Genomic DNA, 17,423 nt, shown 5'->3' with positions numbered 1-17,423 from the left:
GCACCGCTGCGTCGGACACCCGACCTCGGCGCGCGGCCGGGCGGGTCGCTGGTCCCGCGACCAGCGACCCGCGTGGATCAGGCGGCGGTCATGCCCGCACCATCGGCGGCCGGATCGAGGCCGAGGTGCGGCGGGCGGTGACGACGATGTCGACGATGACGAAGACGAGCACGAGCAGCAGACCGAAGGTGGCTGCCTCGTCCGCGGCCTCGTCGACGAAGATCCGGCCCGTGACGAGCCACCAGACCAGCACCACGAGCCAGCCGACGCCCAGGGCCAGGCCGGCCAGGCGGGTACGCCGTTCCCAGCGCCCGGCGATCAGCACGATCGTGTTGACGGCGAAGCCGGCGGCCCACAGCGGCAGTGCCCATATCGCCCGCTCGCGCAGGAACCGCGGGTCGAAGGTGAACGCGTCGAGCACCGGTTGCGGCAGGCCCGGAGCCCAGACGGCGAGCCACGGCAGGGCGATCATCAAGGTGGCTCCGGCGGCGCCGAACGCGAGACCCAGCACGATCGCGGGCCGGTTGACGTGGTCGCGGTCGATCGTGCGCCGGGGCGCCCAGGGCTTGGTCTCGCGGCGGTGCCGGCCCAGCGCGGCGCTGATCAGGGTGAAGGTGATCAGGAAGCCCGGCCACCAGAACGCACCCAGTCCCCAGCTCAGCCACCAGGTGGTCAGCCGCCCCCACCAGCTCGCGGCGTAGACCCACTCGTCGGTGGCGACCGGGCTGGTGAACGCGTCGATCAGGGTGACCGCCCACTGCAGGACCAGGCCGCCGAGCGCGATCCAGGCGAACCGGGGAGCGTCGGCGGGGCGGATGACGGTGAAACCGGCCGGCCGGTAGCGGTCGGCCACCTCCTGCGGGCGGCCGAACGCGGTGAGCAGCTCCAGTGCCATGGCCGCGTCGGCGGGGCGGCCGCTGTCGGCGGCTCGCCCGTCGAGGTCCTCGTTCAGCAGCGACCGGAGTTCGAAGCCCACGTCGTGGCGCTGGCGGCGCGGGAGGTGGCGCACGACGTCCCTGACGTACGTCTCGATGATGGCCTTCGGGTCGTCCATCTCTCAGCCTTCCTCAACTACTAGGCGGTCCACGACCGATGTCAGCGACCGCCAGGCCCCGGTCAGTTCGCGGTAGGTCTCAGCGCCGTGCGCGCTGAGGGTGTAGTAGCGGCGCGGTGGCCCGTCGTCGACCTGCCACTGGGAGGCGAGCAGGCCCTGGCTTTCCAGCCGGCGCAGCAGCGGGTAGAGGGTGCCCTCTTCGATCGGCATGCCGCGCTCGGCGAGCGCCTGCCGTAGCGAGTAGCCGTACTGCTGGGTTCTGAGCTGGGACAGCACGGCCAGGACCAGGACGCCTTTGCGCAGGTCCTGCTCCAGCTTCAGCGCCTGTCCGGCAGATCCGTCTACCATGCGGGCTACACTACATAGCCGCGCACAGTAGGTCAACGCGCCGATGCCGTAACCGGTATCATGCGTTTGGAGGTGACGTCACGTGGAAGAGGGCAGGCTGCGGCTGGTCCGCGAGTTGGTGAACACCTGCGACCTGGAGCGTCTCGTCGAAGCGCTGCCGAACACCGGGGACCTGGCCGCCTGGCTGCGGCACCTGGAACTGATCGACGGCGCTACGGAGGTCGGCGATGCCGATCTGGTCCGCGTGATCGAGCTGCGCGAGGCCGTACGCCAGTTGCTGATCGTCAACCACGACGGCGTCACCTCCACCGCCGCCGAGCAGGCCGCCGCCTACCTGAGCGAGGTGGCGCACCGGGTGCAGCTGCGTCCCGTCTTCAGCGCCGACGGCTTCCGGCTGGCCGCCGCGTCGACCGGAGTCGACCATGCGATCGGCGCGTTCCTGGCCGTCATCGTGCAGGCGATGGCCGACGGCAACTGGTCGCGGCTCAAGGCGTGCTCCAGCGACATCTGCCGGTGGGCGTTCTACGACACGACCCGCTCCGGGGGCGGCCGATGGTGCTCGATGCGGGTCTGCGGCAACAAACGGAAGGCCGCGGCCTTCCGCGCTCGCAAACGCGCGGCGGCCGCGGCCGGGTCCTGACCACGAGCCTCACCGGGCGCTAGCCCAGGTCCAGGCCCAGTTGCTCGGTGACGCCGCTGGCGAGCGCGGCCAGGGTCGGGTAGTGCCAGACGAACTTGGCGTGCAGGCGGATGCGCAGCTCGTTCTCGAGCCGGGCGCGCAGTTCCAGGGTAAGCAGCGAGTCGAACCCCAGCGACCGCAGCGAGGTCTGCGGGTCCAGGGCCGCCGGGCCCAGTTGCAGCACGGCCCGGATGTGCCCGGCGATGTGCGTCTCCAGTGCGGCCTGCCGGGCCGGGGCGTCGGGCAGTTCCCGCAGCGTGGCCAGGAAGTCGGCGGCCGGGGCCAGGGCCGGGGCCTCGACGAGGTCGGCGAACAGCGACGACTCGCGGGCCGGGCCACGCAGCCAGCTGTCGGGTGGGCCGGGGATGACGCCGGTGTGCACGCGGCGGTGGGTCAGCAGTTCGCCGAGGGCACGCAGCCCGTCGGCGGTGGGGATGGTGTCGTAGCCACGGTCGGCGAAGTCGGTGGCGGCCCCGGTCTGGCCCCAGGGCCCCCAGGCGACGGCCAGTGTCGGCAGGCCCTGCCGGGTGCGCCAGGCCGCGAACCCGTCCAGCCACGAGTTCGCGGCGGCGTAGACGGCCTGTCCCCCGTTGCCGATCAGGGCCGACATCGACGAGTACGCCACGAACCAGTCCAGGTCCCGGTCCGCGACGGCGGTGTGCAGCCGCCAGGCTCCGGTGACCTTCGGCGTCCAGACGCGGACCAGGTCGTCGTCGTCGACGTTGGTGACGGCCGCGTCGGCCAGGACCATCGCGGAGTGCACCACACCGCGCAGCGCCGTGCCGTCGGCGGTCGCGGCGGCAACGAGCTGTTCGGCGATGCCGTCGGCGGCGATGTCACCGCATACGACCTGGACGTCGACGCCTCGGCGGCGCATGTCGGCCAGCCGCTGCCACGTCTGCGGGCCGGGTTCGCGACGGCCGTTGAGCACCAGCCGGCGAGCCCCGGCGGCGGCCAGCCATTCGGCGGTGGCCAGGCCGACGCCGCTGAGCCCGCCGGTCACCAGGTAGGCCCCGTCGGCGCGCACCGCGGGCGGCGGCGGGTACACGGCGGTGGCCGGAGCGTCGTCGGGCATCGTGAGCACGAGTTTTCCCAGGTGGCGGCCGCCTGCCATGAGCCGCATCGCGTCGGCGGCCGCGTCCAGCGGGAACGCGCGGGTGCGTACGGGTGCGAGCCGGCCCTCGGCGAAGTGGCCCATCAGCTCCCGGAACAGTGCGCCGAAACGGTCGGGGCGCCGCTGCTGCAGTTCGATCAGGTCGACGGTGCTGAGGGTGATGTTGTGGCGCAGCGGGGCCATGCCGAGCGGCTCGTCGGCGAGGATGTCGCGTACGCCGAGCTCGACGAACCGGCCGAACGGCCGCAGCGTCTCCAGTCCGGCGCGGACCGCCGCCCCGGACAGCGAGTTGAGCACGACGTCCACGCCGCCGACGGCGCGGATGTGGTCGGCGAAGTCGAGGCTGCGGGAGTCGAGCACGTGTTCGATGCCGAGGCCGCGCAGGTACTCGCGTTTGGTCTCGGTACCGGCGGTGGCGATCACCCGCGCGCCGAGCAGGTTCGCGACCGCGATCGCGGCCAGGCCGGTGCCGCCGGTGGCCGAATGGACGAGCACGGTCTCGTCCGGGGCCAGGCGGGCGACATCGCGCAGGGCGTACCAGGCGGTCAGGAACACCGCGGGCACCCCGGCGGCGGCGACCGGGTCGACGCCGGGCGGGATCGGCAGGGCCATCGCGGCGGGGACGGTGAGGTAGGAGCCGAACGCCCCACCGTGCAGGTCGATGGCCACGACCGGGTCCCCGGGCCGCGGTCCGTCGACGCCGTCGCCGACGGCGCTGACGACACCGGCGCATTCGAAACCCAGCCGGGAGCCGATGTCGTCGCCGGGGTGGCGGCCGGGCAGCAGCCCCAGCGCGGTCAGCACGTCGCGGAAGTTGATCCCGGCCGCGGTGATCCGGACCTCGATCTCGCCCGGCCCGGGTGCGCGCCGCGCCCCGCCGGTCAGGGTCAGGCTGTCCAGGTCGCCGAGGGTGGCCGCGCGCAGCCGGAACCCGTCGTGGCCGTACCGGACGGTGCGGACGGTCGCCGCGCGGTGCTGCTCGGCGGTGACCGGGGCCGGTGCCAGCCGGGCGGTGTACCGGCGGCCCCCGCGCAGCGCGACCTCGTCGTCGGCCGATCCGGCCAGCAGCTCGCGGGCCAGCGCTGCCGCGTCGTCGCCGTCGCGGTCGATCTGGGTGGCGCGCAGGCGCGGCTGTTCCCAGGCCAGCACGCGCAGCACACCGCGCAGCGCGGCCTGGGCCAGGTCGACGTGGTCGCCGGGCAGCACCTGGTGGGCGGCGCGGGTGACGACGTACAGCCGGGGCGGGTCATCCCAGACGCCGAGGACGGCCTGGACGGTGTCGAGCAGCCGCCGCACCCGGTCGGGTGCGGCCGCCGGGTTCCCGGTGCCGCTGTCGCAGACCAGCACGACCGCGTGCGGTGTCGTGGGACGGCCGGCCCAGCGGTCGCCGAGGGCGTCGCCGAGGGGTCCGAGGGGCTGCTCGGACGGTTTGACGCACAGGGTCGTGGCGCTGCCGCCGGTGGCGCGCAGGCCGTTGGCCAGCAGGGAGCAGAACGTGCGGTCGCGTTCGCCGAGCACGATCCAGTGGCCGGGCCGGGCGGCGGGGTCCGTTGCCTCGGCCGGTGGGGTGGCTTGCCAGTGTGGTTCGTAGAACCAGCGGCCGGGGTCGGGTTCGGCGGCCTCGCTGCGGGCGAGCGCGACGCCGTCGACGGTGAGCACGGTACGGCCGTCGGCGTCGAGCAGGCGGATCTGGCCGGTCAGGTGGGCGGGGTCGGCGCCGGTGCGGCGGGCGTGGCAGTACACGGCGGTGGCGGGGTCGCCGGTGAGCCGGATCGCGTCCAGGCCTACGGGCAGCACCAGGCCGCTGCCCGCGGCGGCGTCCACGGTGGCGACGAGGGTCTGCAGGCACGCGTCGAGCAGGATGGGGTGCAGTAGCAGTTCGGCCGGCTCGGCGGGCTGGCGCAGCCGGGCGAGCGCGCTGTGCCCGTCGGCGCTGCGGTGCAGGTCGGTGAGGACGGTGAAGGCCGGGCCGTGTTCGATGCCGCGGCGGCGCATGGACGCGTACAGGTCGGCGGGGTCGGCGGGCACCGGGTGCGCGGCGGCGAGCGCGGCCAGGTCGGTGGCCGGTGCGGGCTGGCCGGTGCGGTGGTGCAGGACGGCGGTGGCGTGGCGCTGCCAGCCGCCGTCGGTGTCGCGGGTGGACAGTTCCACGGTGGCCCGCCGGGGGTCGCGGCGGTGTACGCGGGTGGTGAGGTCGGTCCGCTCGCCGAGGGTGAGCATCCGTTCCAGGCGCAACTCGGTGACGGCCACGGTGTCCGGTGCCGCGTCGAAGGTGGCGCAGGCGGCGGTCAGCGCCATCGCGGCGTATGCCGCGCCGGGCAGCACCGGTTCGGCGTGTACGCGGTGCTCGTCCAGCCACGGCATCGCCCCGGTGCCGGTGTCGGCATGCCACAGGTCGCCGTCGGGCAGCGGCAGGCGGGTGCCGGGCAGGCCCTGGCCTGTCGTCGCGGCGGGTGCGGTGAGGTCGATCCAGTGCCGTCGGCGGGCGAAGGTGATGGTGGGCGCGTCGACCAGGCGGCCGCCCCGGTAGCGGGTGCTGTAGTCGACGGGTACGCCGTGGCAGTGCAGGGTGGCCAGGGCGTGGGCGAGGGCGGCGGGGTCGTCGCCGTCGCGGTGCAGCGTGCCGAGCACCACCGGGTCGCCGGGGTGGGCCTGCAGGCAGCCGCGCAGGGCGTGGGTGACCACCGGGTGCGGGGACACCTCGACGAACAGGGTGTGCCGGTCGGCGGTGGCGTCGGCGACCGCGTCGGCGAACCGGACCGGCTGGCGCAGATTGGCGCACCAGTAGTCCGCGTCCATGAGCGGTGGCGTGTCGTGGCCGCTGACGGCGGTGGAGTACAGCCGGATGCGGGGCGGTCGCGGGCTGAGCCCGGCCAGGGCGGCGTCGAGTTCGGGCAGCAGCTCGTCGACCTGCGGCGAGTGGGAGGCGACGTCGACGGCGACGAGGTGCGCGGCGATCCCGGCGGCCTGCCAGCGCTCGGTGAGTTCGCGTACCCGGCCGGTGTCACCGGCGATGACGGTCGAGGACGGACCGGCGTAGACGGCGACCGACACGCTGTGTTCGGCGCCGGCCTGGGCGAGCCGGGACTGCACCTCGGCGCGGTCCAGGCCGACGGTGGCCATGCTGCCCGACCCGGCGATGCGGGCCAGCAGCGCCGACCGGCGGCAGATGACGGCCGCGCCGTCGGCCGGGGACAGTGCTCCGGCGACGACCGCGGCGGCGGCCTCGCCCATGGAGTGGCCGATCACCGCCGCGGGCCGCACCCCGTAGGCGGCGTAGGTCTCGGCGAGGGCGACCTGCATCGCGTACAGGGTGGGCTGGACCTGTCCCGGGCCGGTCACCGGGCGGCCGTCGCGGATCAGTTCCAGGGGCGAGAACCCCGCCTCGTCCTGGATCAGGGCGTCGACGTCGGCCAGGGCGCGGGCGAACGCGGGCTCGGACGCCAGCAGGGCCCGGCCCATGCCCGCCCACTGCGAGCCCTGGCCGGAGAACACGAACACCGGCGCACGGCGTACGCCGGAGGCCACCTCGCCGGACACGGCGGCCGGGTGCAGGTGGCCGGTCGCGTGGGCGCGCAGCGCCGCGACGGTCGCGGCGCGGTCGGCCCCGGTGACGGCCAGCCGCCCGCGGCCCGGCGAACGGCGCAGCGCCAGGGTGTGCGCGACGTCACGCAGCGCGACGTCGCGGCCTGGTCCTTCGAGCCAGTCGGCGAGCCGCCCGGCGGCCTGCGGCAGGGCCGCGGCGGCTCCGGCGGCGACCAGCAGCGTGTGCGGGCCGGGCCGGTCGTCCCCGGCCGGCTGGTCGCCGCCGGGACGGCGGCTGGCGGGGATGCGGGCGAGCACGCCGGCGTCGTTGGGTGCCGGGGCCTGGGCGAGGATGACGTGCACGTTGGTGCCGGAGTAGCCGAACGAGGAGACCGTGGCGAGCCGGTCACGGTCGGGCACCGGCCAGTCGGTGAGCTCGCCGGGGATGAAGAACCGGGTCGCCTGCGCGTCGATGTGCCGGTTCCATTGCCCGAAGTGGAGATTGGCCGGGATCTGGCCGTGCCGCAGGCACAGCACCGCTTTGATGAGGCCGGTGAGCCCGGCGGCGGGTTCCAGGTGGCCGAGGTTGGTCTTGACCGAGCCGAGCGCGCACGGGTGCTGCCCGGTGCCGTACACCTGGGCCAGCGCCGTGAACTCGACGGGGTCGCCGACGGGGGTGCCGGTGCCGTGCGCCTCGACGAGGCCGACGTCGGCGGGGTCGATGCCCGCCCTGGCGACGGCCTCGGCCAGCAGGTCGCGCTGCGCGTCGGCCGACGGGGCGGCGATGCCCTCGGAGTGGCCGTCCTGGTTGGCGGTCGAGGCCCGGACGACGGCCAGCACCCGGTCGCCGTCGCGTACGGCGTCGGCCAGCAGTTTCAGGACCACGCCGCTGCAGCCCTCGCCGCGTACGAAGCCGTCGGCGGCGTCGTCGAAGGTGCGGCAGCGGGCGGTGGGCGACAGCATTCCCATCCGCTCGAACGACTGCGCGGCACGCGGCCACAGCATGAGGGTGACCCCGGTGGCCACGGCCACGTCGCAGTCGCCGTCGCGCAGGGCCTGGGTGGCCAGGTGCAGGGCCATCAGCGACGACGAGCAGGCGGTGTCGACGGCGATGCTCGGGCCGTGCAGTCCGAGCAGGTAGGAGACCCGGCCGGGGGCCAGGCAGGCGCCGTTGGTCAGCACCGAGCCCTCCAGGCCCGCGGGTTGCCCGGCGAGCCGTTCCATGTATTCGGCGTACGAGATGCCGGTGAACACGCCGGTGCGGCTGCCGTCGAGCCGTTCGGGCGGCAGTCCGGCGTGCTCCAGGGCCTCCCAGACCACTTCGAGCAGCAGCCGGTGCTGCGGGTCGAGGACGTCGGCCTCGCGGCGGGAGACGCCGAAGAAGTCGGCGTCGAAGCCGGCGACGTCGGCGAGGTAGCCGCCGTGGTCGGGCAGCTGGGCCCGGCCGGGCACATCGCGTTCGGCGGGGCGGGCCACGATCGCGTCGCGGCCTTCGGTCAGCAGCCGCCACAGCGCCTGCGGGCTGTCGACGCCGCCGGGTAGGCGGCAGCCCATGCCGATGACGGCCACCAGCCGGTCGGAGTCGTCGCGTGAATCCATCGGATACGCCCTTTCCGGGTCAGCGGACAGGTCAGCAGGCGTCGGGGTGCCCGAGCAGGATGGCGCTCTTCACCCCGCCCACCTGGTAGTTCAGGCTCAGCGCGTAGCGGGTGTCCAGCGGCCGGGTCGCGGTGCCGGGGACCGGGTCGAACGGGATCTGCTCGGCGGGCTGCTCGCAGTTGGCGGTGGGGCAGACCTGCCCGTGGCGCAGCATGAGCAGGGTCAGTGCGACCCCGAGCGCGCCGGCCGGGGCGCCGTTGTGGCCGAAGCAGGCTTCCTGGGAGGTCATCAGCAGGTCGGTGACCTTGTCGGCGTACAGTTCGCGGACCGCGTTGGCTTCGAAGGACGTCACCAGGGCGTCGCCGTCGCTGCCGCCGTGCACGTAGCCGACCTCGCTGATGTCGGCGTGCCCGCGCAGGCAGCGCCGGATCGCCGCGACCAGCCCTGCCCCGCTGTCGTCGCTGGTCAGCGGGTGGGCCAGCCCGTCGCGGGTGGTGGCTTGGGACAGGACCCGGCCGTACGGGCGGGCGCCGCGCCGTTCGGCGTGCTCGCGGCTCTCGATGATGACCGTGGCGGCGCCTTCGCCGTAGTTGACGCAGTCGGCGCGCCGGTCGTAGGGGCGCATCAGCCGGTCGAAGGCGGGCAGCAGTGCGGGCAGGCCGTCGGGGCGGTCGGCGCCGGTGGACTCCTGCACGGTACGCAGCAGGGTCTGGGTGTTGCGGATCAGGTCGATGTGGAACGTGTCGGCACCGGTCACCACGGCGACGTCGACGTCTCCACTGGCGATGAGCGCGACGGCATGTCCGATCTGGATGGCCGAGGACGCGCATCCGCTGGACACGGTGTGACACGGTCCGGTGGACCGGGCCAGCGCGCTCTGCACGAGGGCCAGGTCGGACAGGGTGACGCCGAGTTCGCCGCCGATGAACAGGTCCATGGCCTGGTGTGCGGTGACGGTGGCGGGTTCGGCGCGCAGCACGGCCACGTAGCGGTCGATGGTCGCGTCGACGCCGCCGCGCCCGGCCAGGATCGCCGCGGCGCTCAGGTCACCGGCGGCGGGGTCGAGGCCCGCGTCGGCGCAGGCGTGGGCCATGGCGATCAGCCCGAACCGGTGGACGTCGGTGAAGTGGCGGCCGAAGGCGTCGGGGATGCCGGGGACGCGTTCGGCGAACAGGGTCGGCGGCAGGTTGACCGAGCCGTAGTAGACGCCCTGCTGGCGAAGGCAGGAGGCACCGGCGGCAGCCACCTGCCACAGGTCGTCGGGGGTCTGCACCGGCTGGTCGGGTCCCGGTAGGCAGAAGCCCATTCCGGTGACCAGCGCCTGGCGGGCGCGGTCGGGCGACGGGGTCTGCGGTGTGCTCACTTTTGTCACGAGCGCTCCTCACCTGCGAGGCACGGCCTGTTGCCTCTGTGCTATCAAGCATTCACTGACAGTCACTGCCCGCCAACACTCGACGCGGTGACCCACGGTCGATGGAATCCACCACCATCGCCGTCATACGTCGAAGACTTCTCGACAGATCAGTTCGCTTGACCAGCACCAGGTTGTATTGCCGCTCGCGCCGCAGGCGCGGCTCGGCGCGGCGTCATCGCCGCCCGACGGGAGGTTTAAGAACAGGTGAGTGCGTTCAGGCCGTGGCCGGGCTCTCCTCCTGGGCGGCGAGTTCGCTCAACTCGGGATCGTCGACGGGGTGGTCGACCGCGTAGCCGGGCGGCGGCAGCGGGATCCGCAGCTCGGCGATCACGGCCTTGATCGTGGCGGCGATCGGGATCGCCATGAGCGCGCCGACCAGGCCCAGCACGGCGACGCCGACGAGCCCGGCGAGCAGGACCGACAGCGACGGCATGTCCATGCTGCGGCGCATCACCAGCGGCACGATCCAGTAGTTCTCGATCTGCTGGTACACCAGCAGCCACACCACGATCGCGATCGCGGCCGGCCACAGGCCGACGGCGATGGCCGCGACGACGCCGCAGATCGCCATGCCCAGGGTCGCGCCGACGAGCGGGATGAGGTCGGTGACGGCGACGATCAGCGCCAGCGGGAGCGCGAACGGCACATCGAAGATCAGCAGGCCGATGTAGGCGACCACCCCGGCGATCAGCGACACGATCGCGTTTCCGATCATGTACGAGCCGACCTTGTCGACGGCGGTGTCGACGATGCGCCGCACCCGCTCCCGGTGCCGGTCGGGTGCCATGAGCTGGGCCCGCCGGCGCAGCCGGGGCATGTCCGCCAGGAAGTACAGCGCCAGGACCACGACCGTGACCGTGGTGACCAGGCCCTCCATGAAGGTCTGGAACATGCCGAGCAGGTTCGTGGCGACCCACTGCGGCATCGCGGCGGCCAGCTCGTTGAGCCGGTCGTCCAGGCCGTAGCGCAGGCTCAGCTCACGGAAGAACGGGGAGCGTTCGTCGAGTCCCCCGATGTAGCCGGGCAGGTCGGCCACCAGCTGCCCCGCCTGGCGGACCAGCGGCGGGCCGACACCGATCACCAGCCCGGCCAAGGCCGCGAGCGCGACGAGCAGGATCATGCCCACCGCGACCGGCCGGCGTACGCGGTGCCGGACCAGCCAGCGCACCGCCGGATCCAGGCTCACCGCCACGAACAGCGCCACCAGCACCAGCGCCAGCACGCCGCGCACCGTCCACAACACGATCAAGCCCAAGCCCACCGCCGTCACGCCGCAGGCGGCAGCCGCGGCCCAGCGGAAGACCTGGCCAGCGGTTATACGTCCCGTTCTCACGCGCAGCAGATGCCCGCGCGCGACGTGAGCAAACCTCGGCTCCATACCGATCGATCGATTGTTATATATAGTGCTGCACATGAAGACGAGACTCGCCGTGATGGTCGCGTCGGCTACCGCCGTCGCCGCCCTGGCCATTGGCAGCCCAGCCCAAGCGCTGATATGGATCTGGATGGGCCCCTACCCGAGCAAGGCCGCCTGCGACGTGGAACGTGTCGAATTCTCCGGCACCTACATCACCCAGCAGTGCGTTTATCGCGACCTGACGGGAACCTTCAACGACGGCTGGTACTTCAAGTACGCCCCCGAGTTCTGAGTTCGACGCCCGGCTCCCCGGCCGCTCAGCCACCACGTGGCCGGGGAGGCGGACGTCACGGGCGTACCAGCGCCACGAGGTCGTCCATGGCCGCGACCAGCATTCCGGCCACCGCACCGACCACGCCCGCGAGCACGGCCGCGGGTATCGGCAACCCGGTGGTCGCGGGTACGGCGACCGCACCGGCCAGCGCTATCGCGATGAGAGCCCCGTTGCGGGCGAGATGTCGAGCGGACAGCGGAGTGGCCGAGGCGCCGAAGCAGCGGCACGGCACGGCCCGCTTGCGCCGCACCACCAGGGCTATCGCGACGGTGAAGACGGCGAGCAGGCCAGCGGCCAGGATGAACCCGGCGAACCCGGCGATCTTGCCGGGAATCAGCAGGCAGCCGATGACCGCCAGCTCGGCGGCCGCCGACGCGCGGGCCGCGGCCGACAGGCGCGCAACGGGCACCACGTCCATGTCGCGCAGTGACGCTTCGAAAGCGGCCCATGCGGATCGGCTGGAGACCTTGCCCGCCAGGGCGATCCCGAAGACGGTGACAAGGAGGAGCCGACCGGCGACCTCGACATAGGACACGAGTATCAACCTACCTTTTGCCGGTCGACCCGGCAGCCCAGGTGCCACCGTCGACCTCGTCCAAAGCCGACGGCAGGTGAGAGCAGGTTCGTCCGCTCTCACCTGCACCGGGCAGGCTGATCCCGTGGTACGCCGGATCAGCGCATACCGGCGTCTCGGGCTCGGACGATGGCCTGAGCCCGGCTGGCCACCTGGAGCTTGGTGAAGACACTGCTCACGTAGTTCCGCACGGTCTTGGCGCTCAGCGACAGCTCGCCGGCGATGACCTCGTTCGACAGGCCACGGGCCATCAGCTGCAACACGTTGCGTTCGCTCGCCGTGAGCTCGGGGAAGGGCTCCACGGCACGGCCGGCGGTGGCGAAGAACGCCATGATGCGGGTCGCGATCGCCGGGCTGAAGATCGCCCCGCCGTCGGCGACCGCCTGGATGGCCCGCGACATCTGCTCATCGTCGGTGTCCTTCAAAACGTAACCGCGGGCACCGGCGCGCAGGGCGGCGAAGACCGAGTCGTCGTCCTCGAACATCGTCACCACCAGAATGTTGACCTCCGGAGCGGCGGCGGCCAGCTGACGGATCGCGGAGAGGCCGTCACCGCCGGGCATGTGCAGGTCGAGCAGGACCACCCGGGGGACCAGTTGCCGGCCCAGGCGGACCGCCTCGTGGCCGTCGACCGCCTCCCCCACGACCTCGACTCCGGGCAGCGTGCCCAGCAGCGCCCGCAGGCCCCGGCGGAACATGGGATGGTCGTCGGCGATCAGCACCGTGATCGGCTCAGTCATCGAAATCCTACCGGGACGGCGGAACGGGGAAGCTGGCGGTGACGCGGGTGCCACGGGTGGGCGCGGGCCCGATCTCCAGCACGCCACCCAGTTCCGCGGTCCGCTCGCGCATGGAATGATGCCCGACCCCGGCCAGGTAACCCGCGGGCAGCCCGCAGCCATCGTCGATGACGGTGAGGGTCACCAGGTCAGCCGACACGTCGAGTGCGACCGTGGCTACCGTGGCGGCGGCGTGCCGGGAAGTGTTGTGCAGCGCCTCGGCGGCGATCCGGTAGATCGCCACCTCGACGGCGGCCGGCAGTGCCGGCATCGGTTCGGGAGCCCGGACGGTACGGGGTGGCCCGTCGACCGCGCGCAGGTGGCGTATCGCCTCGACCAGCCCGAGTTCGTCGAGCATGGGTGGGCGTAGCTCGTACACCAGTCGCCTGATCTCGGCGGTCGCCTGGCGCACGTCTGCCTGCAGCTCCTTGGCCAGGTCTTGCGCGGCGTCCGGCTGATCGCGCAGGGTGCGTTGCAGGACACCGAGCTGCAGCGCGATGGCGGCGAGCATCGGCGCGAGGCCGTCGTGCAGGTCACGGCGGATCCGGCGTCGTTCCTCCTCCCGCGCGCCGACCAGCTGTTCCCGCGAATGCTGCACGGCCATGGTCGTCGCGAGGTGCCGTGCGAGATCGGCGAGCAGCCGCAGGTCAGCCGCAGGCAACCGGTCACCGCGGCGGCGGCCGCTGACCCGCAGCGTGCCCAACCGCAGCCCCTGATGCGTCAGTGGAATGGCGACGACCTCGGCGTCCTGGGGCGTGGCACCGTGCGAGGCCACGACCTGCCCGCCTGCTTCGATCTCGGTGAACGGCAGGGCCAGAGCACCGGCGAGCACCGTGGCCATCGTCGGCAGCAGCTGGTCGGGCAGTTGACGGTAGATCTCGGTGGTGTCGTCGCGGTGGCCGTATGCGAGCTGGTGCACGCTGCGGTCGAGCTGGCTGGTCACCGGTGCCCAGGTCGCCACGAGGACGACCAGGGCGACCAGGTGCGACCACCAGGGTATGTCGGCGAGCGATCCGACCGGCCGGGACGGCCAGGTGGTCACCACCGCGACGAGCCCGGCCACGACGAAGGCGTAGCCGATCGTCAGCAACGCCAACAGCGCCTGGTGGAGCCGCCGGTGGGCGAGGTCAGACCGCACTGGCGACCCGTTCGCGCCACAGGCACAACGTGATGACCACGAGGTGGTGCACGAGCATGACCGAGGCGAAGACCGTCTCCCCGAGGCTCGTGTCGAGCAGCAGCGATCCGATCGCCTGGACCAGCCAGAACATGTTGACCCCGACCAGCAGGACGGCTCCCCACTTCTGCGTACGCCAGGCTCCGTAGGCCGCGACCAGGGCGAGGATGTCGGAGGCGAAACTGCCCAGGACGATCGCGAACGGGTCCCGGCTGTGCTGCGCGCCGAGCGTCAGGTTCGGCAGGTCGAACATGGCGATGCCGATGATCGCCACCACGACGGACAGGGTCGCGGCGATCTTCAACGCGGTGGAGCGGGTCATGGTTGCCATCAGAAGTCCTCCAGGTGCGGATGTCGAGGAGGAGAACGTTAGGAGCCGGTCGTCCCCATGGTCACGATGCGGTTGTCCCGGGCATTTGGGAACAACGCTGGGACAGGATCGGCGCCCGCCGCGACGGGCGTGGGACCGGGTCATTATCGGCTATATGTCACATAATGAGAAAGTAGACTCGGAGGGGATCATGGTTGTCGCCGTTTTGCTCGTGACCGGACCCACGCTTCCACGAGTCACCCATCTGACGCTCAGCCACGTACAGCGGATGTTTCTCAACACGTTCCATTACATCGGCGATCAGTCCGGCGGCCGGGAGACGATGACCTTCACCGTGTTCGACTGGTGGAAGGTGCCGGTCACCGAGGCGGAATGGGCAGCGCTGGGCGAAGGCCTGGGACCGAAGGCCGAGCAGCTGTATCTGCGCGACATGGGTGTCAGCCTGGCGCACTTCGGCCACATCGCTTTCGTCATCGACCAGCACAACGCGTCCAGCGGCGTGAAGGTGAGCGATCGTTACACGCATCTGGGCGCGCAGTCGCTGACGCCCGCGTTGATCGCGCACGAGATGGGTCACGTGTACGGTGCCGCCCACGCCCGCAGCGACGCTGCGGCGGGACCGGACGAGTACGGCGACCCGTTCTGCGTCATGGGCGGTGAAGGTGCCAAGTTCAGCTTTGCCGAGCCGACCCTGGCCATCCGCGCCGATCTCGGCCAGGTCGGGTGGCGGTTCTGCCAGCTGTGCTCCGGGCTGTTCTTCACCGGCGTGCCCGGCAGCATGGGCGTGTGTACCGGCGCGATGATCGGCGGTGGCCACCTCGCGCAGGGTTTCGAGTTCGTGCTGCCGCACGACCTGCCGGCCGGGCCGAAGGAAGCGGGCTGGCGGCGCTGCGACGACTGCCTTCAGCTGTGCCGGCCGCTGGCAGGCGTAGCCGGCGTGTGCCCGGCCGGCAGCGACCACAGCCTGTCCGGGTCCGACTTCGCGCTGCTGCGTGACCAGCCGGCGGGCAGCGCGCGGCAGCCCGGCTGGCGGCAGTGCGGCAGGTGCGCCGCACTGTTCTTCGCCGACACTCCCCCGGTCGGCCAGGGCAAATGCCCTGCGGGCGGCGGGCACACCGTCGGGCCGGCCAACTACGCCGTCCCGCACCCGGATGAGCACAACACGGTCGGGCCGGGCATGACCGCGGCCACCCTGCTGGGCTGCGGCTGGCTCACCACGACCGGCCACGGGGCCGACATCGGCGCGCCGCTGCGCACCCGGCCCGGCGAAACGGTCGTCGAGCTCCAAGCCCTGCGCGGCGCGCCGGGTGCGGCGTCAGTGCGTCCCGCCGTCTTCGCCTACGCCGACGGGGTGGCCCGCGAGCGGCTGCTGGTCGAGTACCGGCTCGCCGACGGCTGGGACCGTGCCCTGCCCGTGACCGGCGCGGGCCGGGCGGGTTGGGTGCTGGTCCACCTGAGCACCGGCAACCCGCCGAACGTCAGCTCCCTGCTGGTCGCGCACGTACCCGACGATCCGGGTGCGCGCGTGTTCATCCCCGGCGCGCTGGCTCAGCTCACGGTGGTCGGCCGCGACGAGGCCCGCGGCACGGTCGTGGTGCGGCTGGCCAGCCACCCGCTGCCGGGCATCGGCGACCTGATCGACAAGAAGATCCTGCCCGAGCGCAGCGGCAACAGTCCCGCGCTGGTCTCCGACCAGCGTCACCTGGTGCTGGCGTGGCGAGGTGAGAGCAACAGCCAGCTCAACCTGATGGTCTCCGCCGACGACGGGGTGACCTGGGTCGGTAAGCACACCTCGGCCGACACGACCGCCGACTCCCCCGCCCTTGCCGTCGCCGACGGCAAGGTGTTCATCGCGTGGACGGGACAGGGCGACGGCAACCTCAACATCGCCCGCGTCGAGCTGACGGACACTCCGACCCCGGCGGTCGCCGGGCTGCGCGACAAGGTGACCCTCACCGACACCAGCCCGTTTCGGCCCGCGCTGGCCGCCGACCCGCACGGCAACCTCTACCTCGCCTGGACCGGACACGGACCGCACCGGCTCAACGTCATGTTCTCCACCGACCTCGGCGCCACCTGGAACACCAAGCAGCACAGGGTGTTCACGCACACCTCCGACGCCGGCCCGGCCCTGGCGCAGGTCGCGGGCGGGCGCATGTACCTGGCCTGGCGTGGCTCCGGCAACCCGAACCTGACCATCGGCCGGCTCGACGTCCTGCTGTCCGGCCCACCCGACGACCACCCGGTGCGCATCGAGGCACTGCTCGACCCCGCAGTCCTGGCAGAGACCAGCACGCACACGCCCGCGCTCGGTGCCGAACGCGAGCACCTGGTGCTCGGCTGGACCGGCCAGGGCGAGCAGGCCCTGAACCTGGCCCTGCCGATGGGCTCCACCGCCGCCTACACCAAACGCGTCTTCGCCGCGGAGACCTCCGACGCAGGTCCCGCGCTGACCAGTCACCGCTCGCGGCTGTACGTCGCGTGGCGCGGGTCAGGCAACACCGACCTCAACGTCGCACGCGTACGCGGCCGAGGGCTGGTCATCGACGACTTCACCACCGGACCCGACCAGCTCAGCGCCGCTGTCGGCGTAACCGAGACGAAGACCCAGACCGGCGTGATGCTCGGCGGCGTGCGGCGCACGTCGCTGACCAACGCGGTGTCGCCTTCGGGCGTCACGTCGACGATCGGCATCACCGCCGCCGGGGGTCTGGTCTTCGGGCAGCAACCGGACCAGTACGGCAAGGTCGAGGTGGCGTACGGGTTCGGGGTCGATGGCAGCGTGCAGGACCTCGGTGTCGACCTGCACGCCGACGGCGCCGACCGGTTCCGGATCACCATCCCGCACCTCGGTTCCGGCATCGTCAACTTCAACATCGTCGTCGCCTCAGGCGGGTTGTGGGCCTCCAACGGCGTCAACACCGGCCCTGGCGTGTTCGACCTCGCATTCGCCGACTTCACCGGCCCGCTCGGCGCCGACCTGTCCAGCGTCACCTGGTTCGTGGTGATCATCCAATGTTCGGGCGGCCTGACCCTGGCGCGGGTTGAGACGACAGGCTCTTAACGGCGGCAGTGTGGTTGCGCTGGCCGGACCATGCCGGGGCGCCAATTGGCGCGCTGCTTGACCGCGTTTGGGTC

General features: G+C 72.4%; 13 protein-coding genes. 3 read left to right on the top strand and 10 right to left on the bottom strand.

Features of this window, described 5'->3' with window-relative positions:
* Window positions 1–88: 88 nt before the first annotated feature.
* On the bottom strand, window positions 89–1,054 hold the full coding sequence (locus HAV40_RS08950; protein WP_166380401.1) for a hypothetical protein: 966 nt from the start codon (window positions 1,052–1,054) through the stop codon (window positions 89–91).
* 3 nt (window positions 1,055–1,057) lie between these two features.
* A complete protein-coding gene (locus HAV40_RS08945) occupies window positions 1,058–1,402 on the bottom strand; it encodes a PadR family transcriptional regulator (protein ID WP_166380400.1) in 345 nt (114 codons plus the stop codon).
* 82 nt (window positions 1,403–1,484) lie between these two features.
* On the opposite strand from HAV40_RS08945, the gene HAV40_RS08940 reads away from it, so the two are divergent.
* The gene (locus HAV40_RS08940) at window positions 1,485–2,042 is read left to right on the top strand and encodes a CGNR zinc finger domain-containing protein (protein ID WP_166380399.1); all 558 of its coding nucleotides are present in this window, start codon (window positions 1,485–1,487) and stop codon (window positions 2,040–2,042) included.
* Between the two features lie 19 nt (window positions 2,043–2,061).
* Here the strand turns inward: HAV40_RS08940 and HAV40_RS08935 are convergent, their stop codons facing one another.
* From HAV40_RS08935 to HAV40_RS08925, 3 genes are all read right to left on the bottom strand, one after another.
* Complete coding sequence (locus HAV40_RS08935; RefSeq protein WP_203670884.1) at window positions 2,062–8,319, bottom strand: type I polyketide synthase; 6,258 nt, start codon at window positions 8,317–8,319, stop codon at window positions 2,062–2,064.
* Window positions 8,320–8,350: 31 nt separating this feature from the next.
* Window positions 8,351–9,691, bottom strand: coding sequence for a beta-ketoacyl-[acyl-carrier-protein] synthase family protein (locus HAV40_RS08930; protein WP_203670886.1), 1,341 nt, complete (start codon window positions 9,689–9,691; stop codon window positions 8,351–8,353).
* A 256-nt stretch (window positions 9,692–9,947) separates the two neighbouring features.
* Window positions 9,948–11,111, bottom strand: coding sequence for an AI-2E family transporter (locus tag HAV40_RS08925; RefSeq protein WP_275413440.1), 1,164 nt, complete (start codon window positions 11,109–11,111; stop codon window positions 9,948–9,950).
* Window positions 11,112–11,145: 34 nt separating this feature from the next.
* Between HAV40_RS08925 and HAV40_RS08920 the strand changes: the two genes are divergently transcribed.
* Window positions 11,146–11,382 (top strand): hypothetical protein, encoded by a 237-nt coding sequence (locus HAV40_RS08920; RefSeq protein WP_166380397.1) that lies wholly within the window; start codon window positions 11,146–11,148, stop codon window positions 11,380–11,382.
* 55 nt (window positions 11,383–11,437) lie between these two features.
* Here HAV40_RS08920 and HAV40_RS08915 read toward each other — a convergent pair whose 3' ends face one another.
* The 5 genes from HAV40_RS08915 to HAV40_RS39165 all read right to left on the bottom strand — a co-directional run bounded on the left by HAV40_RS08915 (window position 11,438) and on the right by HAV40_RS39165 (window position 14,880).
* Entirely contained in the window at window positions 11,438–11,959 is a 522-nt protein-coding gene (locus HAV40_RS08915) for a MauE/DoxX family redox-associated membrane protein (protein WP_166380396.1), read from the bottom strand.
* 137 nt (window positions 11,960–12,096) lie between these two features.
* On the bottom strand, window positions 12,097–12,738 hold the full coding sequence (locus HAV40_RS08910) for a response regulator (RefSeq protein WP_203670888.1): 642 nt from the start codon (window positions 12,736–12,738) through the stop codon (window positions 12,097–12,099).
* A 7-nt stretch (window positions 12,739–12,745) separates the two neighbouring features.
* Window positions 12,746–13,873 (bottom strand): sensor histidine kinase, encoded by a 1,128-nt coding sequence (locus HAV40_RS08905; protein WP_166380395.1) that lies wholly within the window; start codon window positions 13,871–13,873, stop codon window positions 12,746–12,748.
* Between the two features lie 31 nt (window positions 13,874–13,904).
* Window positions 13,905–14,285, bottom strand: a complete 381-nt coding sequence (locus tag HAV40_RS08900; protein WP_166380394.1) for a hypothetical protein — start codon at window positions 14,283–14,285, stop codon at window positions 13,905–13,907.
* A 157-nt stretch (window positions 14,286–14,442) separates the two neighbouring features.
* The gene (locus HAV40_RS39165; RefSeq protein ID WP_420837234.1) at window positions 14,443–14,880 is read right to left on the bottom strand and encodes an LpqB family beta-propeller domain-containing protein; all 438 of its coding nucleotides are present in this window, start codon (window positions 14,878–14,880) and stop codon (window positions 14,443–14,445) included.
* Here HAV40_RS39165 and HAV40_RS08895 point away from each other — a divergent pair.
* Window positions 14,863–17,349 (top strand): hypothetical protein, encoded by a 2,487-nt coding sequence (locus HAV40_RS08895; protein WP_420837233.1) that lies wholly within the window; start codon window positions 14,863–14,865, stop codon window positions 17,347–17,349. The two genes, HAV40_RS39165 and HAV40_RS08895, sit on opposite strands and share 18 nt — an antisense overlap.
* The last annotated feature ends 74 nt before the right edge of the window (window positions 17,350–17,423 follow it).

Origin of the sequence: Catellatospora methionotrophica (assembly GCF_011297335.1) — a bacterium.
GTDB lineage: Bacteria > Actinomycetota > Actinomycetes > Mycobacteriales > Micromonosporaceae > Catellatospora > Catellatospora methionotrophica.
This window is presented reverse-complemented; position numbering and strand designations above follow the sequence as displayed.